This is a genomic window from Pseudomonas sp. RP-B7 (assembly GCF_059803535.1).
Genome location: NZ_JAPFHC010000008.1, coordinates 68017 through 90049, shown reverse-complemented (window position 1 = coordinate 90049; position 22033 = coordinate 68017). Strand labels below are relative to the sequence as shown.

The window sequence follows — 22033 nt, the reverse complement described above, 5'->3', positions numbered from 1 at the left end:
CTTTGACTGTGTTCACAAATCCGACGTTGACGGTACGACACAGACACGAGGTCGGTAGTAGGTCGGGTGGCGCAGCTGGCGCCGTTAGTCGGCGATTTGTAATAGCTGTCAATGTTGACAGTAGGCAGTAGAGGCGTGGCGCGTGTTAACTGGTAGTGGAAGCTTTTCCCGAAAACTTCTCCACTGGTAGACAGGAGTTCATCATGGTTACCTCCCCGCACCTTACTCAGCAAGAGTTTCAAGCTGCCTACGCGGATGTCAAAGCAGGGCTGAACCACGCAGAAATCCATTACACGTTAAATAACCAGAACCACTCTTTTACAACGGAAGGCGTCTCCGGCGGATTTAGCCAAACCTTAATATCCCAGGGAACAGGTGTAGCCATGGGGTGGAGGTACCCTGGCGGTCTGCAGGTAGGGCAAAACAGCTTTCTCTTCACGGCTCTTGGGAATGCAGTGTTTTACGCGTCAGTATTTGATACTTACCCACACGTTCGGAAAGGGACGCTAGAGGTGCTGGTCAAGATCACTGGAGAGGGCGATAAGGAAGTCGCCGAGATTACAGGGAAGATTAGGGGGGCAGTATTTAGCAACGGCACTGACGAAGTGACGGTTGATGGCGAGTTTAAGTACCTCTTTCCCTAAGCTCTCCTGAAGAAAAAGCCCCGGTCTCTCGACCAGGGCTTTTTTCATTTACAGGCCATTCTTGGCCTTGAACTCCCGACGCCGACGATGCAACACCGGCTCGGTATAGCCATTCGGCTGCTTCGTCCCTTCAATCACCAACTCCACCGCTGCCTGGAACGCGATGTTGCTGTCGAAATCCGGTGCCAGTGGGCGGTACAACTTATCCCCGGCATTCTGACGGTCGACCACCGGCGCCATGCGCTTGAGGCTTTCCAGCACCTGGGCTTCGTTGACGATGCCGTGGCGCAGCCAGTTGGCGATGTGCTGGCTGGAAATGCGCAGGGTGGCGCGGTCTTCCATCAGGCCCACATCGTTGATGTCCGGCACTTTCGAGCAACCGACGCCCTGGTCGATCCAGCGCACCACGTAACCGAGGATGCCCTGGGCGTTGTTGTCCAGCTCATTACGGATTTCTTCGTCGGACCAATCGGTATTGGTCGCCAGAGGAATGCTCAGGATGTCGTCCACCGACGCGCGTTCGCGCTTGGCCAGTTCGGTCTGGCGGGCGAATACGTCGACCTTGTGGTAGTGCAACGCGTGCAGCGCAGCCGCAGTCGGCGACGGCACCCAAGCGGTGTTGGCGCCGGCCAGTGGGTGGGCGATTTTCTGTTCGAGCATCAAAGCCATCAGGTCGGGCATCGCCCACATGCCTTTGCCGATTTGCGCACGGCCTTGCAGGCCGGTGCTCAAGCCGATGTCGACGTTCCAGTTTTCGTACGCGCCAATCCATTTTTCCGCCTTCATCGCCGCCTTGCGCACCATCGCGCCGGCTTCCATGGAGGTGTGGATTTCGTCGCCGGTACGGTCGAGGAAGCCGGTGTTGATAAACACCACGCGCTCGCTGGCCGCCTTGATGCAGGCCTTGAGGTTGACCGTGGTACGGCGCTCCTCGTCCATGATCCCGACTTTGAGGGTGTTGCGCGGCAGGTTCAGCACCTCTTCGATGCGACCGAACAGCTCGTTGGTGAACGCGGCTTCTTCCGGGCCGTGCATCTTCGGTTTGACGATGTACACGGAGCCGGTGCGGCTGTTTTTGCGAGTGCTGGTGCCGTTGAGGCTATGGATCGCGGCCAGGCTGGTGATCAGCCCGTCGAGGATGCCTTCCGGTACTTCGTTGCCGTCTTTGTCGAGGATCGCGTCGATGGTCATCAGGTGACCCACGTTGCGCACAAACAACAGCGAACGGCCGTGCAGGGTTACGTCCTGGCCATTCACGCCGGTGTAGACGCGGTCGGCATTCATGGTGCGGGTGAAGGTCTTGCCGCCCTTGGCCACTTCTTCGGCCAGGTCGCCCTTCATCAGGCCGAGCCAGTTGCGATAGATCACGACTTTGTCATCGGCATCGACGGCGGCGACGGAGTCTTCGCAGTCCATGATGGTGGTCAGCGCGGCTTCCATCAGCACGTCTTTGACACCGGCGGCATCGGTCTGGCCGACCGGGGTGCTGGCGTCGATCTGGATTTCGAAGTGCAGGCCGTTGTGTTTCAACAGTACGGCAGTCGGTTGTGCCGCGTCGCCGTGGAAACCGATCAGTTGCGCATCGTCGCGCAGGCCGCTGTTGCTGCCGCCCTTGAGACCGACGATCAGCTTGCCATCAACGATTTTGTAAGCGGTGGAGTCGACGTGGCTGCCGGCGCTGAGCGGTGCGGCTTCGTCGAGGAAGGCGCGGGCGAAGGCAATCACCTTGTCGCCGCGCACTTTGTTGTAGCCCTGGCCCTTTTCGGCGCCGTCGGCTTCGCTGATGGCGTCGGTGCCATACAGCGCGTCATACAGCGAGCCCCAACGCGCATTCGATGCGTTGAGGGCAAAACGCGCGTTCATCACCGGCACCACCAGCTGCGGGCCGGCCATGCGGGCGATCTCGTCGTCGACGTTTTGGGTCGTGGCCTGGAAATCTGCGGCTCCTGGCAGCAGGTATCCGATGTCTTGCAGGAAGGCCTTGTAGGCCACCGGGTCATGAGCCTGGCCCGCGTGGGTCTGGTGCCAGGTGTCGATCCGCGCCTGGAAATCGTCGCGTTTGGCGAGTAGGGCTTTGTTCTTCGGTGCCAGGTCATGGATGACCTTGTCGGCACCGGCCCAGAACTGCTCGGCAGTAATGCCGGTGCCGGGAATGGCTTCGTTGTTCACGAAGTCGAACAGGACTTTGGCGACCTGCAGGCCACCGACTTGAACGTGTTCAGTCATTGCTTGCCTCACTCTGCACAGCTTAAGCGCTTTTTAGATTTTCATTATGTAGTGCCAGGTTGCGCATACTACATGATGACTTGCGGTTGTGAAAATTAGACTAAATACGTCGTTTAGCGACCCACTTTGGTCGTACGGTCACAGCGGAGAACCGGATGTTCTCAAAAAACTATTGGATTGTTCCAGATAAATATAAAAATGGTACACGATTTGTTATCAAGGGCTTCCGGGTCCACCTTGTAGATTGAATTCCAGAGGGCATCGCCATGGACCATCTTGTACTCACAATCATCGCCGCCGACAAACCCGGCCTGGTGGAACGCATTGCACAGAACATCGCCGCCCACGGCGGCAACTGGCTGGAAAGCCGCATGGCGCACATGGCCGGGCAGTTTGCCGGGATCCTGCGGGTCAGCGTTCCTGCAGAAAACCGTCAGGCCCTGGTAGGCGCGCTGGAGGACTTATCCACACATGGCATCCGTGTGCTGGTGGGTGAGGGCAGCAGTGGGCAGGCGTCGGCGTCCAAATCCATCCTGATGACGCTGGTGGGCAATGACCGCTCGGGCATCGTGCGGGAGATCACGGCGTTGTTGAGCAAACAGGGGGTGAACCTGGAGAGCCTGAGCACCGATGTGCGGCCGGCTCCGATGAGCGGTGATCCGCTGTTTACCGCCGAGGCGCTGTTGCGGGTGCCGGCAGCGTTATCCCTGGACACCTTGCAGCTCTCCCTGGAAACCCTGGCCGACGACTTGATGGTGGAACTGCACCACGAGGAATAATCTGCCCACAGGGTTATGCATGGAAATCTTGCATGGGCCTGTGGATAACCTGTAGAGACCCGGCGCCAGGCCACGCCGGCCGGGCTTCTGCGCTGCTTGAGCAAAAAACGAGCAATTTCAAAAGCTTGTGCACAAATGGCGGGGATCAGGTTGTGGATAACCTTGGGGTGGATGTCTGCAAGCCACGCCCGCTGTGGCTTGCAGAGTTTTGTACGTTATTTGATCAGCGTTTGCGCACGCTCAGCCACGCATCCACGCTGTAAACCACCAGGCCAGCCCAGATAAACGCGAAGGCAATCAGCGTGCTCGGTGCCAGGTGTTCACCGAACAACAGCACCGCTTCCAGCAGCACCAGGGTCGGCGCGACGTACTGCAAAAAGCCGAGTGCTGTGTAGGGCAGGTGCCGTGCGGCGGCGTTGAAACAGACCAGCGGGATCAGCGTTACCGGGCCAGCGGCCACCAGCCACCAGGCTTCGGACGTGCTCCAGAACGCCAGCTGTGCACTGTGGGCGGTGGGGTTGAACAACAACCACGCCACGGCAATCGGCACCAGCATCCAGGTTTCCACCACCAGCCCCGGCAGTGCCTTGACCGGCGCCTGTTTGCGGATCAAACCGTAGAACCCGAAGGTCAGCGCCAACACCAGCGACACCCACGGCAAACTGCCCACCTGCCACACCTGCTGTGCCACACCCACTGCCGCCAGCCCGACCGCCGCCCACTGCAAGCGTCGCAGGCGTTCGCCGAGGATCAGCATGCCCAGCAACACATTCACCAGCGGGTTGATGTAGTAACCGAGGCTCGCTTCCAGCATGCGCCCGCTGTTCACCGACCACACATAGGTCAGCCAGTTGCCCGCAATCAACGAACCGCTGAGGGCCAGGATCGCCAGGCGCTTGGGGTTGTCACGCAGTTCACGGAACCAGCCGGGGTGCTTCCATACCATCAGCAGCAAGCCGCCGAACAGCGCCGACCACAACACGCGATGCACGATGATTTCGGCGGCCGGGACGCTGGCGATGGCTTTGAAGTAGAGCGGGAACAGACCCCAGATGACATAGGCGCTCAGGCCCAGGATGTACCCCTTGCGGGGGTTGGCGGCGTGCATTGCAGAATCCTTGCTTAGGCAGCTAACAAAGGCGCGATTGTAAGTACATTTGCCAGGCAATGGGCGGTGCTTTTCTGTGGGACCCGACAAGCCAGCTCCCACAAGGAGAGGGGTTGGGTCAGAAGAGTTTCAGGGGTTCTTCGTTCAACGCCGACAGTTGCTCGCGCAATGCCAACACCTGGTCCCCCCAATACCGCTCAGTGCCAAACCACGGGAAGCTGTGGGGAAACGCCGGGTCATCCCAGCGCCGCGCCAGCCAGGCGCTGTAATGCATCAGGCGCAAGGCGCGCAGCGGTTCGATCAGCGCCAGTTCGCGCGGGTCGAAGTCGTGGAATTCCTGGTAGCCGTCCATCAATTCCGACAACTGTCCCAGGCATTCCTGACGATCACCGGCAAGCATCATCCACAGGTCCTGCACTGCCGGGCCCATGCGGCAGTCATCCAGGTCGACGATGTGGAACATCTCGTCACGGCACATCATGTTGCCGGGGTGGCAATCGCCGTGCATACGGATGTTTTTGTGCGGCGTGGCCTTGTACACCTCTTCCACGCGCTTGAGCAGGTCGCGGGCCACGGACTCGTAGGCCGGCAGCAGGCTCTTGGGGATGAAGTTTCCCTCGAGCAAGGTGGTGAGGGAATCGTGGCCGAAATTCTTCACACCCAAGGCTTCACGGTGTTCGAACGGGCGGGTGGAACCCACCGCATGCAAACGGCCCAGCAGTTGCCCTAGACGATACAGTTGGTCGAGGTTGCCCGGCTCCGGCGCACGGCCGCCACGGCGGGGAAACAGGGTGAAGCGGAAACCTTCGTGTTCGAACAGGCTTTCGCCGTTGTGGATAAGGGGGGCAACCACTGGCACGTCACACTCGGCCAGTTCGAAGGTGAAGCGGTGTTCTTCGAGGATCGCTTCGTTGGTCCAGCGCTGCGGGCGGTAGAACTTGGCGATCAGCGGCTCGGAATCTTCGATGCCGACTTGATACACGCGGTTTTCGTAGCTGTTGAGCGCCAGTACGCGGGCATCGCTGAGGAAACCGATGCTTTCAACGGCGTCGAGGACCAGATCAGGGGTGAGTGTTTCAAACGGATGGGCCATGCGAACTCCTGCGCGCAGCAGGGCGCCGCGTCCGGCCGGGTATGGTAACAGTGATAGGTGGTGACTGTGCGGACGCCTTCGCGGGCAAGCCCGCTCCCACATTCGACCGCATTCTCATGTTGGAACTCGGTCAACTGTGGGAGCGGGCTTGCTCGCGAAGAGGGTTTATCAGGCGCCGACGATGCCACCATCATCCCGCCGAATCGCCATCACCGACGAGCGTGGTTTACCGTTCGGCAAATGCTCCGGCCAGGTCGAGCCCCCGGTTTCCCCCGGATGTTGAATCCCCACAAACAGTGTCTTCTGATCCGGCGAGAAGCTGATGCCTGTCACCTCACATGCCACCGGTCCTACCATGAAGCGGCGGATTTCCCCGGTAGTCGGGTCGGCACACAGCATCTGGTTATTGCCCATGCCGGCGAAGTCGCCTGCGTTGCTGTAGTCCCCATCCGTAAGAATCCACAAGCGTCCGGCCTTGTCGAAGCCCAGGCCATCGGGGCTGTTGAACATGTTCTGCGGGTTGATATTCGACGAGCCCCCCTTGGGCGTACCGGCATGCACGCCGGGGTTGCCGGCCACGACAAACAGGTCCCAGGTGAAGGTGTGGGCGCCGTGGTTATCGGCGTCGGCCTTCCAGCGCAGGATCTGGCCGTAGACGTTTTTCTCGCGCGGGTTGGGCCCGCCCACCGGCTGGCCGTCTTCGCCGCGCTTGGCGTTGTTGGTCAGGGTGCAATACACCTGGCCATCGGTGGGGCTGACCACGATCCATTCCGGGCGGTCCATGCGTGTGGCTTTCACCACGCTGGCGGCGAGGCGTGCGTGGATCAGCACCTCGGCCTGGCTGGTGAAACCTGTGCTGGCGTCGATGCCGTTCTTGCCGAAAGTCAGCTCGACCCATTGGCCTTTGCCCTTGGGATGGTCAGTGTTGCCGTCGCCGGCGTCGAAAATCGCCACGTATAAGGTGCCGTGGTCGAGCAGGTCTTTGTTGGCCTTGGGGTTCTTGTGGTTGATCTTGTCGCGGCTGACGAATTTGTAGATGAACTCGCCACGCTCGTCGTCGCCCATGTACACCACGGCACGGCCGTCGCGGGTTTCGGCCAGCGCGGCGTTTTCGTGCTTGAAGCGGCCCAGGGCAGTGCGCTTGACCGGGGTGGACTTGGGATCGAACGGGTCGATTTCCACTACCCAGCCGTGGCGATTGAGTTCGTTGGGGTTCTTGGCGAGGTCAAAGCGCGGGTCGTGCTGGTGCCAGTTGATGTCTTTGCTGGCGGCCACGGCGCCATAGCGCTTTTGCCCGGCATCGAAGGTTTGTTGTGGGTTGGTGCTGCCGAAGCAGTCGGTGAAGTTCTCTTCACAGGTCAGATAAGTACCCCATGGCGTTTTGCCGTTGGCGCAGTTCTGGAACGTGCCAAGGGCCTTTGTGCCGCTCTTGTCGGCGCCGGTTTTCAGCCAGGCGTGGCCGGCGGCGGGGCCGCTCAGGCGGATCGGCGAGTTGCCGTGGATGCGCCGGTTGTAGCGCGAGTCCTGCACGAACTGCCAGGTATCGCCCTGGCGCCGCACTTCGATCACCGACACGCCTTCGCTGGCCTGGGCCTTGCGCACGTCCTCGGCCGATTGCGGCGCACCGCCGTGGGCGAAGAGGTAGCGGTAGTTGGTGTATTCGTTGTTGATCGCCATGAGCGCACGGTTGTCGTCGCCGGGGAAGGCGAACAGGCTCATGCCGTCGTTGTGGTCGCCGAACTGCTGCTCCTGGGCCAGGGCCGTGCCGTTGCCGGACGGGTCGAACGCCGGTGCGCTCTTGCTCAGCGGCTGGCCCCAACTGATCAGCACCGAGGCGCTATAGCCCGGCGGCAAGGTAATGGCGTCGCTGGTGGCGGCGGCGATGCTGGTGAAACCCAGCAATGGGCTGGCGCTTGCGGCGTTGACGGCCATCGCGCTGCGGCTCAACAGGTTGCCACCGAGGAACATCGCGGCACCGCACAGGGCACCGGCGCCGATAAAGCGGCGGCGGGTGAGGCCGACCATCTGTTCGAGGTCGGTGGCTTGGTTTTCTTCTAATAGGCTCATCGTCAGGCTCCCTGCGGTTTTTGCAGACACCTTAAGGAGCGCGCGTGACGAAATTGTTGCAGTTTGAGGATGGCCGTCGCCTATACCGGTGTGCCCAGCAGCACATTGCTCGGGGCGAATTGCACACGGATCGTCTGGCCTTCGGCGGCGCCCAGGGCCATGAGCGTGCCGGGCGGCGCCAGGGCGCATAAAACCTGGCCGTTGGGCAGGGTGATACGCACTTCGCTGGGGCCGTCTTCAGCGTCGAGAATCGCCTCGATCCTGCCGCTCATGCAATTGTGTCCAGGTGTTGCAGAGGACCCGGGCCCCAGCAATTCCAGCCAGCCGGCCTTGATCAGCGCGACCACTTCCACGCCGCTCTCCAGTTCCAGCCGTTGCGTGCTGTCGTGGGTGATCTGCGCTTGCAGCGTCAGGCCGCCAGCGAGTTGCAGGCGGATCAGGTCGTTGCGGCCATGGCTCTCAATCGCCATGACCTGGCCGTGCAACTGGTTGCGCGCGCTGGTGCGCAGCATCAAGCGGCCAAGCAGGTTGAAGTCACTGGCGGCTTCATCCGAACCGAGCAGTTCGGCTTGCAGCACTTGCAGGCGCTGGTAGAGGCGCAGGACCCGCTCGCCCTCTGCCGTCAGTCTGGCCCCGCCGCCGCCCTTGCCGCCGACGCTGCGCTCCACCAGCGGTTTTTGCGCGAGGTTGTTCAGTTCGTCGATGGCGTCCCAGGCGGCTTTGTAGCTCAAACCGGCGCTTTTCGCTGCGCGGGTAATCGAACCCTGTTCGGCGATATGTCCCAGCAAGGCAATGCGCTGGGGGCGGCGGATGATGTGTTGGCTGAGGGAGGCTGGCAGAGACATGGCGATACGCTTGGATGAGATAAACAGAACGTTGCGGGCAAGGCGCGCTTGCGTCAAGTCAGGCCCCCGGTTTGGGCGTGCGGGCCAGGCAATACACATCGACTTGCCGCGCACCGGCGTTGATCAACAGGCGCGCAAGGCTGTGGGCGGTGGCGCCGGTGGTGAGTACGTCGTCGACCAGGGCGAAGTGGCGACCCGTCACCTCGGCATTGGCGGCCACGGCGAAGGCCTTGAGCAAGTTGCGTTTGCGCTGTTTGGCGTCAAGGGCTTGCTGCGCGACGGTTTCCTGGGGCCGCAGCAGCACATGTTCATCCAGTGCGATGTCGAGGTCGTGGCTCAGCCACCGCGCCAGCATCAGTGCCTGGTTAAAGCCGCGTTCACGCTGGCGTTTGCGCGCCATGGGCACCGGCAGCAGGCAGTCGGGGCGCGGGAGTTCGGCGTTGTCGAAGCGGTGTTGCAGGTGCTGGGCGAGCAAGCGCGCGAGCAGGTGGCCGAGCGGCCAGCGTGCCTGGTGCTTGAAGCGGCTGATCAGGCTGTCGACCGGAAAGCTGAAGGTCCAGGGCGCGATCACATGTTTAAACGCCGGTGGCTGTTTGAAACACTGTGCGCAAACCAGGCCGTCCATCGGCAGGGGCACGGCGCAAATCTCGCACTGCTCCAACAGCCAGGGCAGCTCGGTTTCGCAGACGTTGCACACACAATGGGCGGATTCCGTCGCTTCATCGCAGATCAAACAGGTGTGTTCGTTTTTTAACCAGATGTAAACCTGGTGTTTGTAGTCAGGTTGACAGTGCATGAATCTTCCTTAAATATGCCGAGCATCCGTGTCGTGTCTGTGGGTATTGCCCTTCCCACAGCGCTTGCCCAAGCATAATCAAGGAATCGCCCATGAGCGCCAGCACCACCGCCACCTTGCGTCACGATTGGTCCCTCGCCGAAGTCAAAGCGCTGTTCGTGCAGCCGTTCAATGACCTGTTGTTCCAGGCGCAGACCGTGCATCGCGCGCATTTCGACGCGAACCGTGTGCAGGTGTCGACCTTGCTGTCGATCAAGACCGGTGCTTGCCCGGAAGATTGCAAATATTGTCCGCAGTCGGGCCACTACAACACCGGCCTGGAAAAAGAAAAGCTGATGGAAGTGCAGAAGGTCCTCGAAGAGGCCGCCCGCGCCAAGGCCATCGGTTCGACCCGCTTCTGCATGGGCGCCGCGTGGAAGCACCCGTCGGCCAAAGACATGCCCTACGTGCTGCAGATGGTCAAAGGCGTGAAGGCCATGGGCCTGGAAACCTGCATGACCCTCGGCCGCCTCGACCAGGACCAGACCGCAGCCCTGGCCCAGGCCGGTCTCGATTACTACAACCACAACCTGGATACGTCGCCGGAGTTCTACGGTTCGATCATCACCACCCGCACCTACAGCGAGCGCCTGCAAACCCTGGCCTATGTGCGTGAGTCGGGGATGAAGATCTGCTCTGGCGGTATCCTTGGCATGGGCGAGTCGCTGGATGACCGCGCCAACCTGCTGATCCAGCTGGCCAACCTGCCGGAGCATCCGGAGTCGGTGCCGATCAACATGCTGGTGAAGGTGGCCGGTACGCCGCTGGAGAATGCCGAGGACATCGACCCATTCGACTTCATCCGCATGCTGGCCGTGGCGCGCATCCTGATGCCGCAGTCCCACGTGCGCCTGTCGGCCGGCCGCGAAGCGATGAACGAGCAGATGCAGGCCCTGGCGTTTTTTGCCGGCGCCAACTCGATCTTCTACGGCGACAAATTGCTGACCACTGCCAACCCGCAGGCGGATAAGGACATGCAACTGTTCGCGCGCCTGGGGATCTTGCCCGAAGCCCGCGAAGAGCACGCCGATGAAGTGCATCAGGCGGCGATCGAACAGGCACTGGTTGAGCAAAAAAGCAGCGAGCAGTTCTACAACGCGGTGGTTTGACGCCCATCTCTCTATTGGAATGCAATCCATTGTGGGAGCTGGCTTGCCTGCGATAGCGGCCGTTCAGACACATTGATGCTGAATGTGCCGCCGTCATCGCAGGCAAGCCAGCTCCCACATTGAGACCGTGTTCAGTCTGTTTAATCGAGGCCTGCATGTCTTTCGATCTCTCCGCGCGCCTCGCTGCCCGCCGTGCCGAGCACCTTTATCGCCAACGCCCGCTGCTGGAAAGCCCCCAAGGCCCGCAAGTGGTGGTCGACGGCCAACCGCTGCTGGCGTTCTGTAACAACGATTACCTGGGCCTGGCCAATCACCCGCAAGTGATTGAAGCCTGGCGCGCCGGTGCGTCCCGTTGGGGTGTCGGCGGTGGCGCGTCGCACCTGGTGGTCGGGCATGCCACGCCGCACCACGAGCTGGAAGAAGCCCTGGCCGACCTCACCGGGCGCCCGCGCGCATTGCTGTTTACCACCGGCTACATGGCCAACCTCGGCGCAGTCACGGCGTTGGTGGGGCAGGGCGATACGGTGCTGGAAGACCGGCTCAACCACGCCTCGCTGCTGGATGCCGGCTTGCTGTCCGGTGCGCGTTTCAATCGCTACCTGCATAACGACGCCGAAAGCCTGGCCAAGCGTCTGGAAAAGGCCACTGGCAACACGCTGGTGGTCACCGACGGCGTGTTCAGCATGGACGGCGACCTGGCCGACTTGCCCGCGCTGGCCCGTGAAGCCCGCGCAAAAGGCGCCTGGCTGATGGTGGATGATGCCCACGGTTTTGGCCCGTTGGGCGCCAATGGTGGTGGGATCGTCGAGCATTTCGGCTTGAGCCAGGAGGACGTGCCGGTACTGGTCGGCACCCTCGGTAAAGCCTTCGGTACGGCGGGCGCCTTTGTGGCGGGCAGCGAAGAGCTGATCGAAAGCCTGATCCAGTTTGCGCGCCCGTATATCTACACCACCAGCCAGCCCCCGGCGCTGGCCTGTGCGACTTTGAAAAGCCTGGAGTTGCTGCGCACCGAGCATTGGCGGCGCGAGCACCTCGACGGCCTGATCCGCCAGTTCCGCCGGGGCGCCGAGCAGCTTGGCCTGGATTTGATGGCGAGTTTTACGCCGATCCAGCCGATCCTGGTCGGTAGCAGCGCCAAGGCCGTGCGCCTGTCGCAGATGCTGCGCGAGCGTGGCCTGATGGTCACGGCGATCCGCCCGCCCACCGTACCCGCTGGCAGCGCACGTTTGCGCGTGACGTTAACGGCGGCCCACACCGAGGCGCAGGTGCAGCTATTGTTGAGCGGATTGGAAGAGTGTTTCCGCTTGTTAGGCGCCACGGAGCCCGACCATGCGTGATCGACTGATTTTGTTGCCTGGCTGGGGCCTCGGCGTATCGCCGCTGGAGCCGTTGGCCGCCGCCTTGCACGGTCTGGATGAACACCTGCGGGTGCAGATCGAACCGTTGCCGACGCTGGACGCCAGCGACCTGGACGAATGGCTCGATGAACTCGACGCGACGCTGCCGGACAACGCCTGGCTGGGCGGCTGGTCCCTCGGCGGCATGCTTGCTGCGGAACTGGCGGCACGACGTGGCGAACGCTGCTGCGGCTTGCTGACCCTGGCGAGCAACCCCTGTTTTGTCGCCCATGACGGTTGGCCGAGTGCGATGCCTGCCGAGACCTTTGACGCCTTCCTCGCCGGTTGTCATGCCGATTCCCAAGTCACCCTGAAACGCTTCGGCCTGTTGTGTGCCAAGGGCGCCGCCGACCCGCGTGGGCTGGCGCGTTTGCTGGTGGGCGGGGCGCCGAACACTCCGCCCCGGGCGTTGATGAGCGGCCTTGAATTGCTTGCCCGACTCGACACCCGCGACGCCTTGCTGGCCTATCGGGGCCCGCAGATGCACCTGTTTGCCGGGGGCGACGAACTGGTGCCCGCCGAAGCCGCGAGCGACCTGCTGAGCTTGCTGCCCGATGTTGAAATCGGCCTGATTGAACAGGCTGGTCACGCTTTTCTTCTGGAGGACCCCCACGGTGTGGCGGGGGCCATCCAGGCTTTTTTGCATGAGTGCGCTGATGACTGATTTATCCCACGCCCCGTTGCCGGGTGCCCTGCCGGACAAGCGCCAGGTGGCGGCGTCGTTTTCCCGTGCGGCGGCCAGCTATGACAGCGTTGCCGAGTTGCAGCGGGCTGTCGGCGCTGAATTGCTGGCACGTGTGCCGGCCGGTATTGCACCGCAACGCTGGTTGGATATGGGGTGCGGCACCGGGTATTTCAGCCGTGTGCTGGGCGCGCGCCTGCCCGCCAGCCAGGGCATTGCGTTGGACATCGCCGAAGGCATGCTCAACCACGCGCGGCCCCTGGGTGGCGCACAGCACTTCATCGCAGGTGATGCCGAGCGCTTGCCGCTTAAAGCTGAAAGCGTGGGGCTGCTCTTCACCTCCCTCGCGGTGCAATGGTGTGCGAATTTCGGCGCGGTGCTCAGCGAGGCTTATCGCGTGCTGCAACCCGGTGGCGTGTTGGCGTTCGCCAGCCTGTGCGTGGGCACCCTGGATGAGCTGCGCGAAAGCTGGCGGGCGGCGGACGGTATGGTTCACGTCAACCGTTTCCGCACCTTCGAGATGTATCAGCAATTGTGCGCGGCCAGCGGCCTGCGGGTGGTGAGCCTGGAGCGCCAGCCCCATGTGCTGCACTACCCGGATGTACGGAGCCTGACCCATGAATTGAAGGCGTTGGGCGCCCATAACCTCAACCCCGGCCGGCCGGGAGGGTTGACGGGGCGCGCGCGGATTGTTGCACTGGTGGACGCTTACGAGCAGTTCCGTCAGGCCCAGGGCCTGCCCGCCACGTATCAAGTGGTGTACGCCGTACTGGAGAAACCGCTATGAGCGCCTATTTTGTCACCGGTACCGATACGGATGTTGGCAAGACCACCATCGCCGCCGGCCTGTTGCACGCCGCCCGGCAAGCCGGAAAAAGTACTGCCGCCGGTAAGCCGGTGGCCTCTGGTTGCCAGGTCACGCCCAAAGGCTTGCGCAACGCCGACGCACTGGCGCTGTTGGCCGAATGCTCGCTGCCGCTGAGTTATGCCGAGGTCAACCCGCTGGCGTTCGAGCCGGCCATCGCGCCCCATCTGGCGGCGCGCGAAGCGGGGGTTGCGCTCACGGTGCAAGCGTTGCTCAAGCCGATGCAGCAGATCCTGGCGCGGGATGCGGATTTCACCCTGATCGAGGGCGCGGGCGGTTGGCGCGTGCCGCTGGCGGATCAGGCGAACCTGTCGGACCTGGCCATTGCGCTGAAGCTGCCGGTAATCCTGGTGGTGGGCGTGCGCCTGGGGTGCATCAGTCATGCCTTGCTGACTGCCGAGGCCATCGCCCGGGACGGTTTGTCGCTGGCGGGCTGGGTGGCGAATATCATCGATCCCAAGACCTCCCGTCTGGAAGAGAACCTCGCCACCCTGGCCGAGCGATTGCCTGCACCGTGCCTGGGGCGTGTGCCGAAGCTCAAGCACGCCGGGGCTGAAGCGGTGGCCGAGTACTTGCAATTGGATCTGCTTGACTGATTTTGGCTATCACTAAGGCATTGTGCCATTAGTGTTTTTGACGGGTGTTTTGCCGGTTTCTCTGCTTCAATCAGGGCTCACGATTCTATAAAGGCAGGTTTACGCCATGGACATCTCTGGAAGCAGCGCGTTTTATTCGGGACTGAGCACCATTCAGGCCGGGCAGAACCGTGTCGACCAGGCCGCCGGCAAGATTGCCAGCGCGGCGACGACCCAGCCATCGGATGCACAGCTTGATCGTCTGCGCGCCAACGACCGGGCCCAGCCGTCGAATTCGGCGAGCAATATGGTCGAGATGGCTGAAGGCAAGTTTCAGGTGGAGCTGGGCGCCAAAGTCGCCAAGGCTTCGGATGAAATGCTCGGCACCTTGATCGATACCTTCGCTTGACCCCTCTCTTCCCAGGCGTGCTGGCTCTTCTGGGGGAGCTGGCTTGCCTGCGATAGCTTCTACTTTTTCTTCCTGATGCACCGCGGCGCCTGCATCGCAGGCAAGCCAGCTCCCATATTTGTTCTGCGCCAACCCTCTGAACTTCTACACTTTCCTGTGCAGTGGCATCTCGCCACGTGCGCTGTCGTGCGCGCCATTGATTTGCCGCATGACAAACGGCGTCTTGACATCCCCAAGTCGTAAACGTATGTTTCAAACACCTGTTTGACCGCCACAACAATTCCACGCGGTTGTTCATTCCAGATACATCAGCAGAGGTTTATCGCTATGCCTGACTACAAGGCCCCCTTGCGTGATATTCGCTTCGTTCGTGACGAACTGCTTGGCTATGAAGCGCACTATCAGAGCCTGCCGGCTTGCCAGGACGCTACCCCGGACATGGTTGACGCCATCCTTGAGGAAGGCGCCAAGTTTTGTGAGCAAGTGCTGGCCCCGTTGAACCGCGTGGGTGACATCGAAGGGTGCACCTGGAGTGAGTCTGGCGTTAAAACCCCTACTGGTTTCAAAGAAGCCTATAAACAATTCGTCGAAGGCGGCTGGCCAAGCCTGGCCCACGATGTAGAGCACGGTGGCCAAGGCCTGCCGGAATCCCTGGGCCTGGCCGTGAGCGAAATGGTTGGCACCGCCAACTGGTCGTGGGGCATGTACCCAGGCCTGTCCCACGGTGCGATGAACACCATTTCCGAGCACGGCACCCCCGAGCAGCAAGAGGCTTACCTGACCAAACTGGTGTCGGGTGAATGGACCGGCACCATGTGCCTGACCGAGCCACACTGCGGTACCGACCTGGGCATGCTGCGCACCAAGGCCGAGCCTCAGGCGGACGGTTCCTACAAGGTCTCCGGCACCAAGATCTTCATCTCGGCCGGTGAACACGACATGGCCGACAACATCGTCCACATCGTACTGGCCCGCCTGCCGGACGCTCCGGCTGGCACCAAAGGCATCTCGCTGTTTATCGTGCCGAAGTTCCTGCCCAACGCCGATGGCTCGATCGGCACGCGCAACGCGGTGAGCTGTGGCTCGCTGGAACACAAGATGGGCATCCACGGCAACGCCACCTGTGTGATGAACTTCGACCAGGCCACCGGTTTCCTGATCGGCCCGGCGAACAAAGGCCTGAACTGCATGTTCACCTTTATGAACACCGCTCGCCTGGGGACCGCGCTGCAAGGCCTGTCCCACGCCGAGATCGGCTTCCAGGGCGGCCTGAAATATGCCCGTGATCGCCTGCAAATGCGCTCCCTGACCGGCCCGAAAGCGCCGGACAAAGCCGCTGACCCGATCATCGTGCACCCTGACGTGCGTCGCATGCTGCTGACCATGAAAGCCTTCGCCGAAGGCAACCGTGCGATGGTGTACTTCACCGCCAAGCAAGTGGACATCGTCAAGTACGGCACCGACGACGAAGCCAAGAAACAGGCCGACGGCCTGCTGGCCTTCATGACTCCTATCGCCAAGGCGTTCATGACCGAAGTCGGTTTCGAGTCCGCCAACCACGGCGTGCAGATCTACGGCGGCCACGGCTTCATTGCCGAGTGGGGCATGGAGCAGAACGTGCGCGACAGCCGCATTTCGATGCTGTACGAAGGCACCACGGGTATCCAGGCTCTCGACCTGCTGGGCCGTAAAGTGCTGATGACCCAAGGCGAAGCGCTCAAGGGCTTCACCAAGATCGTGCACAAGTTCTGCCAGGCTAACGAGGGCAACGAAGCGGTCAAAGAGTTCGTCGCACCGCTGGCTGCACTGAACAAAGAGTGGGGCGAGTTGACCATGAAGGTCGGCATGGCCGCGATGAAAGACCGCGAAGAAGTCGGCGCCGCCTCGGTGGACTACCTGATGTACTCCGGTTATGCGTGCCTGGCTTACTTCTGGGCCGACATGGCGCGCCTGGCGGCTGAGAAACTGGCGGCCGGCACCTCCGAAGAAGCGTTCTACACGGCCAAGCTGCAGACGGCGCGCTTCTACTTCCAGCGCATCCTGCCGCGTACCCGTACCCACGTGGCCACCATGCTGTCGGGCGCCAACAACCTGATGGACATGAAAGAAGAAGACTTCGGCCTGGCTTACTAAGCCTTACCGGGTCACTTCCTGAGCCGCCGCTTCCTACCGGAAGCGGCGGCTTTTTTTGGGCAATAAAAAACCACAGTACAGCGCTCAGGGATTGCCGTTGGCTGCCGTTAAAGTGATGGCAATGTGATACATGCGTGCCAGGTTATGCTTAACTGTTCGCGCAGAGGCACAGTGCCATCATTCTTTTGCGGGTCGGAGTTTTACCCTTGTCACGCGTGTCCGCTGTACGGTTCAGTCATTTCCTACCTTCGTTGCTGCTGTTGCTGGCCGGGCTCTCGGCTGCGTACGTCAAGGACCTCAACGTCTTCTTTACCTCGCTGTTCAACGTGCTGCCGACCCTGGTGCTGTTGCTCGGCGGTTCGTATTGCGCGGTGTATCGACGCCAGCGCGAACTGTTTCTGATGATCACGGTGTATATCGCCTACTTCCTGCTCGATACCCAGACCGACTACTACCGCGACAATGGCCGCGTGCGTGAAGACGCCGCCGTGGTGTTCCATTTGTGTTGCCTGCTCTTGCCGCTGTTGTTCAGCATTTATGCGTTATGGCAGGAAAAAACCCACCTGTTCCGCGACCTGGTCGCACGCTGTGCTGTGTTGCTTGCCGTAGGCAGTGTCGCGTTGGCGTTGGAGCAAAGTTATCCCCAGGCGCTGTTGAACTGGCTGGCAGAGATCCGCTGGCCGGCGTTGCATGGGGCCTGGATGAGCCTGATCCAGTTGTCGTACCCGATGTTCCTGATCGGCTTCCTGACCCTGGTGGCGCAATACGGGTATCAGCCACGCCCGCTGCACGCCGCGCAACTGGTGGGATTTATCGGTTTGTTCTGGATGCTGCCACAAACCTTCATCCTGCCGTTCACCCTCAACATCATGTGCAGCCAGGTGATGCTGATGATCGCTGCGGGTGTAGCCCACGAGGCCTATCAAATGGCCTTCCGCGACGAACTGACCGGCCTGCCCGGACGGCGTGCGCTGAACGAACGCATGCAGCGCCTGGGGCGCAACTACGTGCTGGCGATGACCGACGTTGATCACTTCAAGCGCTTCAACGACACCCACGGCCACGACGTGGGTGATCAGGTGCTGCGCCTGGTGGCGAGCAAGCTGGCCAAGGTCAACGGTGGCGGTCGCGCCTACCGGTATGGTGGTGAAGAGTTCGCCGTGGTGTTTGCCGGCAAGAGCCTGGATGAGTGCATGCCGCATCTGGAAGAAATCCGCGAGATCATCGCCAACTACGACATCAAACTGCGCAACCCGGATCGTCCCCAGGACGATCAGCAAGGGCGCCAACGGCGGGTGGGCAATGGCGCCAGCAGTGTGTCGGTAACCGTCAGCATCGGCGTGGCCGAGCGTCAGGCTGAGCAACGCACCAGCGAAGAAGTGCTCAAGTCTGCCGACCAGGCGCTGTACGCCGCCAAGGGCGCAGGGCGCAATTGCGTGATCGCGGCCGGGCAGACCCGGCGTGGCGCCGTGCGCACGCAAAGCGCTGCCGGTTGAGTAATGGCGCTGTATTCAGCAGCGCTACAGTGATTGTCCGAGGGCTTGGCCGGCAGTAGGTTGAAGCGATCTGCTGCCGGAGACATTGCCATGCCTGACTACAAAGCTCCCCTGCGCGACATGCGCTTTCTGATCGACAACGTGTTTGATTTCCACGGCCACTACGCCGCGTTGGGCGCGACGGATGCCAGCCCCGACATGGTCAGTGCGATCCTCGAAGAAGGCGCCAAATTCTGCGAAAACGTGCTCGCGCCGCTCAACCGCAGCGGTGATGAAGAAGGTTGCCATTTCGACAACGGCGTCGTCACCACGCCCAAGGGGTTCAAGGAAGCGTTCGCCCAGTATGTCGAAGGCGGCTGGCACGGCGTGGCGGCGGACCCGGCCTTCGGCGGCCAAGGCTTGCCGCAGTCCCTGGGCCTGGTGCTCAGTGAGATGATCGGCTCCAGCAATACCTCGTGGGGCATGTACCCGGGGCTGACGCATGGCGCGATGTCAGCGATCCACGCCCATGGCACTGCGCAACAGAAAGACACCTTCCTGACTAAGCTCACCGCCGGCGAATGGACCGGCACCATGTGCCTCACCGAAGCCCATTGCGGCACCGACCTGGGCCTGATCAAGACCCGCGCCGTGCCCCAGGCGGACGGCAGCTATGCGCTGACCGGCAGCAAGATCTTCATCTCGGCCGGCGAGCACGACATGAGCGCCAATATCATCCACTTGGTGCTGGCCAAGCTGCCGGATGCGCCGGCGGGCACCAAGGGCATCTCGTTGTTTATCGTGCCCAAGTTCCATGCCGATTCCGGCGAGCGCAACGCGGTGCATTGCGGCTCTATCGAACACAAGATGGGTATCAAGGGCTCGGCCACCTGCGTGCTGAATTTCGACGGGGCCAAGGGCTTCCTGATTGGCGAGGCGAACAAGGGCCTCAACTGCATGTTCACCATGATGAACCATGCGCGCCTGGGCACCGGCATGCAGGGGTTGTGCAACGGCGAGGCGAGTTACCAGGGCGCGATCAAATACGCCAACGATCGCCTGCAGATGCGCTCTTTGACCGGCGCCAAGGCCCCGGACAAAGCCGCCGACCCGATCATCGTGCACCCCGACGTGCGGCGCATGTTGCTGACCATGAAGGCCTTCAACGAAGGCAACCGGGCGCTGACCTACTTCACTGCGCAATTGCTCGACACCGCGCACCTGAGCAGCGACGCCGCGCAACGCCAGGAGGCCGAAGACCTGTTGGCGTTCCTCACGCCGATCTGCAAAGCCTTTATGACCGACACCGGCCTTGAAGTGACCAACCACGGCATGCAGATCTTTGGCGGCCATGGCTACATTCGCGAATGGGGCATGGAGCAACTGGCGCGGGATGCACGGATTGCGCCGATCTATGAAGGCACCAACGGCATCCAGGCCCTCGATTTGCTGGGGCGTAAAGTGCTGGGTAGCCAGGGCAAGTTGCTGCGCGGGTTTACCAGGATTGTGCATAAGTTTTGCGCGGCGAATGCCGAGCATGCCCAGCTCAAGGCCTATGTGGCGCAACTCAATCAACTCAATGGGGAATGGGGCGAGCTGACGACCAAAGTGGGCATGGCGGCCATGAAGAATCCCGACGAAGTCGGTGCGGCGGCGGTGGATTACTTGATGTACAGCGGTTACATCGTGCTCGCCTATCTGTGGCTGCGCATGGCGGTTGCCGCCCAAGCGCAGGTCGAGGATGCCGCGTTCGCCCAAGCCAAACTGGCCACCTGCGACTTCTACTTCAAGCGCCTGCTGCCCCGCACCGCCACCCACCGCGCCGCCGTGGAAGCGGGCAGCGAATGCCTGATGAGTCTGCCTGCGGAGGCATTTGCGTTGTGATGACTTAAAAATACCAGCCAGTCACAAGTGGACCCTATGTGTCTGAAAAGTTGTTCGGGTACACTCGGAGCCTGTAAAACCGACCCTTACCGAATTACCTTTCACGTTCTCACGAGGTTTGCCATGGCTGATTACAAAGCGCCGCTGCGTGATATGCGCTTCGTCCTCAACGAAGTCTTTGAGGTCGCCGACATTTGGGCTCAGTTGCCGGCATTGGCAGACACCGTTGATGCCGAAACCGTAGAGGCAATCCTCGAAGAAGCCGGCAAAGTCACTGCCAAATCCATCGCCCCGCTTAGCCGTGGTGGCGATGAGCAGGGTTGCCGTTGGCAAGACACAGCGGTGTTTACCCCGGATGGTTATCCGCAGGCTTATAAAACCTACGCTGAAGGTGGCTGGGTGGGTGTAGGCGGTGATCCGGCGTTCGGTGGCATGGGCATGCCCAAGGCGGTCTCGGCCCAGGTTGAAGAGATGATCAACTCGTCGAGCCTGGCGTTTGGCCTGTACCCGATGCTGACGTCCGGCGCCTGTGTCTCCATCAATACCCACGCCAGTGAAGAACTCAAGGCCACCTACCTGCCGAAGATGTACTCCGGTGAGTGGGCCGGTTCCATGTGCCTGACCGAAGCCCATGCCGGTACGGACCTGGGGATTATTCGCACGAAAGCCGAGCCGCAAGCGGACGGTTCCTACACGATCAGCGGCACCAAGATCTTTATCACCGGCGGCGAACACGACCTGACCGAAAACATCATCCACCTGGTGCTGGCCAAGCTGCCGGACGCGCCGGCCGGCCCCAAGGGCATCTCGTTGTTCCTGGTGCCGAAGTTCATGGTGAATGCCGATGGCAGCCTGGGTGCGCGCAACCTGGTGAGCTGTGGCTCGATCGAGCACAAGATGGGCATCCAGGCGTCCGCGACCTGCGTGATGAACTTCGACCAGGCCGTGGGTTATCTGGTGGGCGAGCCGAACCGTGGCCTGGCGGCGATGTTCACCATGATGAACTACGAGCGTCTGGGGGTGGGTATCCAGGGCCTGGCGTCCGGTGAGCGCTCGTATCAGAACGCGATTGAATATGCGCGTGACCGCCTGCAAAGCCGTGCGCCGACCGGTGCCCAGGCCAAGGACAAGGTGGCCGATCCGATCATCGTCCACCCGGACGTGCGTCGCATGCTGCTGACCATGAAGGCCGCGAACGAAGGCGGTCGCGCGTTCTCCACCTACGTGGCGACGCAGTTGGACATCGCCAAGTTCAGCGAAGACCCGGCTGCCCGCGAGCGTGCGGATAACCTGGTGGCCTTGCTGACCCCGGTGGCCAAGGCGTTCTTGAGCGACCTTGGCCTGGAAACCACCGTGCTCGGCCAGCAAGTGTTCGGCGGCCACGGCTATATCCGCGAGTGGGGCCAGGAGCAACTGGTGCGTGACGTGCGCATCACCCAGATCTACGAAGGCACCAACGGCATCCAGGCGCTGGACCTGATGGGGCGCAAAATTGTTGGCAGTGGTGGGGCGTTCTACACCTTGTTCGCTGAGGAGATCCGCGCATTTATTGCCTCGGCCGCCGGCGAGTTGGCGGAGTTCACCAAGCCGCTGAGTGTGGCGGTCGACACTCTGGACGAACTGACGGCGTGGGTGCTGGATCGCGCGAAAACCAACCCGAATGAAATCGGTGCGGCGTCGGTGGAGTATTTGCATGCATTTGGATACATGGCCTACGCCTATATGTGGGCGCGCATGGCAAAGGCGGCGTTGGGCAAAGAGGCTGAGGAGGCCTTCTACGCCAGCAAGCTGGGGACTGCGCGCTTCTACTTTGCCCGCCTGCTGCCGCGTATCCAGTCGCTGAACGCGTCGGTAAAGGCCGGTAGTGAATCGCTGTTCCTGTTGGATGAGGCGCTGTTTTAAGGGGA

18 protein-coding genes are annotated in these 22033 nt (G+C 61.6%); 12 read left to right on the top strand and 6 right to left on the bottom strand.

Features of this window, described 5'->3' with window-relative positions:
• Positions 1–203: 203 nt before the first annotated feature.
• Positions 204–644, top strand: coding sequence for a hypothetical protein (locus OPU96_RS10155; RefSeq protein ID WP_498559035.1), 441 nt, complete (start codon positions 204–206; stop codon positions 642–644).
• 48 nt (positions 645–692) lie between these two features.
• Here the strand turns inward: OPU96_RS10155 and OPU96_RS10150 are convergent, their stop codons facing one another.
• Positions 693–2870 carry a malate synthase G gene (locus tag OPU96_RS10150; RefSeq protein WP_498559034.1) on the bottom strand — a complete coding sequence of 726 codons (2178 nt, stop codon included), beginning with the start codon at positions 2868–2870 and terminating at the stop codon, positions 693–695.
• Between the two features lie 266 nt (positions 2871–3136).
• Here OPU96_RS10150 and OPU96_RS10145 point away from each other — a divergent pair, with 266 nt between their 5' ends.
• Entirely contained in the window at positions 3137–3649 is a 513-nt protein-coding gene (locus OPU96_RS10145; protein WP_192299839.1) for a glycine cleavage system transcriptional repressor, read from the top strand.
• A 223-nt stretch (positions 3650–3872) separates the two neighbouring features.
• Here the strand turns inward: OPU96_RS10145 and rarD are convergent, their stop codons facing one another.
• The 5 genes from rarD to OPU96_RS10120 all read right to left on the bottom strand — a co-directional run bounded on the left by rarD (position 3873) and on the right by OPU96_RS10120 (position 9558).
• On the bottom strand, positions 3873–4757 hold the full coding sequence (rarD, locus tag OPU96_RS10140; RefSeq protein WP_226454477.1) for an EamA family transporter RarD: 885 nt from the start codon (positions 4755–4757) through the stop codon (positions 3873–3875).
• A 118-nt stretch (positions 4758–4875) separates the two neighbouring features.
• On the bottom strand, positions 4876–5850 hold the full coding sequence (locus OPU96_RS10135; protein WP_192299837.1) for a serine/threonine protein kinase: 975 nt from the start codon (positions 5848–5850) through the stop codon (positions 4876–4878).
• Between the two features lie 168 nt (positions 5851–6018).
• Positions 6019–7917, bottom strand: a complete 1899-nt coding sequence (locus tag OPU96_RS10130; RefSeq protein WP_498559033.1) for a PhoX family protein — start codon at positions 7915–7917, stop codon at positions 6019–6021.
• A gap of 80 nt (positions 7918–7997) precedes the next feature.
• Positions 7998–8762 (bottom strand): TOBE domain-containing protein, encoded by a 765-nt coding sequence (locus tag OPU96_RS10125; RefSeq protein ID WP_498559032.1) that lies wholly within the window; start codon positions 8760–8762, stop codon positions 7998–8000.
• A 58-nt stretch (positions 8763–8820) separates the two neighbouring features.
• Positions 8821–9558, bottom strand: a complete 738-nt coding sequence (locus tag OPU96_RS10120) for a ComFC family protein (RefSeq protein WP_305391637.1) — start codon at positions 9556–9558, stop codon at positions 8821–8823.
• 92 nt (positions 9559–9650) lie between these two features.
• Between OPU96_RS10120 and bioB the strand changes: the two genes are divergently transcribed.
• From bioB to OPU96_RS10070, 10 genes are all read left to right on the top strand, one after another.
• Complete coding sequence (gene bioB / locus OPU96_RS10115) at positions 9651–10706, top strand: biotin synthase BioB (protein ID WP_192299833.1); 1056 nt, start codon at positions 9651–9653, stop codon at positions 10704–10706.
• A 155-nt stretch (positions 10707–10861) separates the two neighbouring features.
• Positions 10862–12043 (top strand): 8-amino-7-oxononanoate synthase, encoded by a 1182-nt coding sequence (gene bioF, locus OPU96_RS10110; RefSeq protein WP_305391636.1) that lies wholly within the window; start codon positions 10862–10864, stop codon positions 12041–12043.
• Positions 12036–12767 (top strand): alpha/beta fold hydrolase, encoded by a 732-nt coding sequence (locus OPU96_RS10105; RefSeq protein ID WP_192299831.1) that lies wholly within the window; start codon positions 12036–12038, stop codon positions 12765–12767. The genes bioF and OPU96_RS10105 overlap by 8 nt, the downstream gene beginning before the upstream one ends.
• Positions 12760–13572, top strand: coding sequence for a malonyl-ACP O-methyltransferase BioC (bioC, locus tag OPU96_RS10100; protein WP_192299830.1), 813 nt, complete (start codon positions 12760–12762; stop codon positions 13570–13572). Before OPU96_RS10105 ends, bioC begins: the two co-directional genes overlap by 8 nt.
• Positions 13569–14246 (top strand): dethiobiotin synthase, encoded by a 678-nt coding sequence (gene bioD / locus OPU96_RS10095; RefSeq protein ID WP_192299829.1) that lies wholly within the window; start codon positions 13569–13571, stop codon positions 14244–14246. Before bioC ends, bioD begins: the two co-directional genes overlap by 4 nt.
• Before the next feature lie 106 nt (positions 14247–14352).
• Positions 14353–14634, top strand: a complete 282-nt coding sequence (locus OPU96_RS10090; RefSeq protein ID WP_192299828.1) for a pyrroloquinoline quinone biosynthesis protein PqqE — start codon at positions 14353–14355, stop codon at positions 14632–14634.
• Positions 14635–14961: 327 nt separating this feature from the next.
• Positions 14962–16767 carry a phenylacyl-CoA dehydrogenase gene (locus tag OPU96_RS10085; protein ID WP_305391635.1) on the top strand — a complete coding sequence of 602 codons (1806 nt, stop codon included), beginning with the start codon at positions 14962–14964 and terminating at the stop codon, positions 16765–16767.
• A gap of 206 nt (positions 16768–16973) precedes the next feature.
• Entirely contained in the window at positions 16974–18263 is a 1290-nt protein-coding gene (locus OPU96_RS10080; RefSeq protein ID WP_498559031.1) for a GGDEF domain-containing protein, read from the top strand.
• Positions 18264–18353: 90 nt separating this feature from the next.
• On the top strand, positions 18354–20126 hold the full coding sequence (locus OPU96_RS10075) for an acyl-CoA dehydrogenase C-terminal domain-containing protein (protein ID WP_498559030.1): 1773 nt from the start codon (positions 18354–18356) through the stop codon (positions 20124–20126).
• Between the two features lie 123 nt (positions 20127–20249).
• Entirely contained in the window at positions 20250–22028 is a 1779-nt protein-coding gene (locus OPU96_RS10070) for an acyl-CoA dehydrogenase C-terminal domain-containing protein (protein WP_498559029.1), read from the top strand.
• Positions 22029–22033 lie beyond the last annotated feature (5 nt).

What these genes read in the sequence shown, in the direction of transcription:
- rarD (WP_226454477.1), bottom strand. Translation starts at nt 4,757, where the DNA reads ATGCACGCCGCCAACCCCCGCAAGGGGTACATCCTGGGCCTGAGCGCC.
- bioB (WP_192299833.1), top strand. Translation starts at nt 9,651, where the DNA reads ATGAGCGCCAGCACCACCGCCACCTTGCGTCACGATTGGTCCCTCGCC.
- OPU96_RS10125 (WP_498559032.1), bottom strand. Translation starts at nt 8,762, where the DNA reads ATGTCTCTGCCAGCCTCCCTCAGCCAACACATCATCCGCCGCCCCCAG.
- OPU96_RS10150 (WP_498559034.1), bottom strand. Translation starts at nt 2,870, where the DNA reads ATGACTGAACACGTTCAAGTCGGTGGCCTGCAGGTCGCCAAAGTCCTG.
- OPU96_RS10105 (WP_192299831.1), top strand. Translation starts at nt 12,036, where the DNA reads ATGCGTGATCGACTGATTTTGTTGCCTGGCTGGGGCCTCGGCGTATCG.
- OPU96_RS10135 (WP_192299837.1), bottom strand. Translation starts at nt 5,850, where the DNA reads ATGGCCCATCCGTTTGAAACACTCACCCCTGATCTGGTCCTCGACGCC.
- OPU96_RS10155 (WP_498559035.1), top strand. Translation starts at nt 204, where the DNA reads ATGGTTACCTCCCCGCACCTTACTCAGCAAGAGTTTCAAGCTGCCTAC.
- OPU96_RS10075 (WP_498559030.1), top strand. Translation starts at nt 18,354, where the DNA reads ATGCCTGACTACAAAGCTCCCCTGCGCGACATGCGCTTTCTGATCGAC.
- OPU96_RS10070 (WP_498559029.1), top strand. Translation starts at nt 20,250, where the DNA reads ATGGCTGATTACAAAGCGCCGCTGCGTGATATGCGCTTCGTCCTCAAC.
- OPU96_RS10090 (WP_192299828.1), top strand. Translation starts at nt 14,353, where the DNA reads ATGGACATCTCTGGAAGCAGCGCGTTTTATTCGGGACTGAGCACCATT.
- bioC (WP_192299830.1), top strand. Translation starts at nt 12,760, where the DNA reads ATGACTGATTTATCCCACGCCCCGTTGCCGGGTGCCCTGCCGGACAAG.
- OPU96_RS10130 (WP_498559033.1), bottom strand. Translation starts at nt 7,917, where the DNA reads ATGAGCCTATTAGAAGAAAACCAAGCCACCGACCTCGAACAGATGGTC.
- bioD (WP_192299829.1), top strand. Translation starts at nt 13,569, where the DNA reads ATGAGCGCCTATTTTGTCACCGGTACCGATACGGATGTTGGCAAGACC.
- OPU96_RS10085 (WP_305391635.1), top strand. Translation starts at nt 14,962, where the DNA reads ATGCCTGACTACAAGGCCCCCTTGCGTGATATTCGCTTCGTTCGTGAC.
- bioF (WP_305391636.1), top strand. Translation starts at nt 10,862, where the DNA reads ATGTCTTTCGATCTCTCCGCGCGCCTCGCTGCCCGCCGTGCCGAGCAC.
- OPU96_RS10120 (WP_305391637.1), bottom strand. Translation starts at nt 9,558, where the DNA reads ATGCACTGTCAACCTGACTACAAACACCAGGTTTACATCTGGTTAAAA.
- OPU96_RS10145 (WP_192299839.1), top strand. Translation starts at nt 3,137, where the DNA reads ATGGACCATCTTGTACTCACAATCATCGCCGCCGACAAACCCGGCCTG.